This window comes from Promicromonospora kroppenstedtii DSM 19349 (genome assembly GCF_000515355.1).
GTDB classification, from domain to species: Bacteria; Actinomycetota; Actinomycetes; order Actinomycetales; family Cellulomonadaceae; genus Promicromonospora; species Promicromonospora kroppenstedtii.
This window is the reverse complement of record NZ_KI911608.1, coordinates 17,867-18,096: the sequence shown is the minus strand read 5'-3', so window position 1 is coordinate 18,096 and position 230 is coordinate 17,867. Positions and strand designations below refer to the sequence as shown.

The following is a 230-nucleotide window of genomic DNA, read 5'->3' as shown; positions in this document are numbered from 1 at the left end:
TGGCACAGCGCCACGACGTCGGCGTAGGCCTGGTCGCCGAGCCACTTGCGGCGCACGACGAACGCGTCGCGGAAGTAGCCGAGGTGGGCCACCGGCCCGCCGAACGACGTCAGGCCCAGGCGCAGGAACGCGACGAACACCTCGCCGACGGTTCCGGGGCCGGCCGGCGCGGGCACGGGGGAGCGGGAGGTCATCAGCGGGCGCGCCAGCCCGGCAGCAGCCGGTCCAGG

Annotated in this window: 1 protein-coding gene; it reads right to left on the bottom strand. The window is 76.1% G+C overall.

Features of this window, described 5'->3' with window-relative positions:
- On the bottom strand, positions 1–194 hold a 194-nt coding region (locus tag PROKR_RS03780; RefSeq protein ID WP_036959642.1), incomplete at its 3' end, for a chromate transporter.
- Positions 195–230 lie beyond the last annotated feature (36 nt).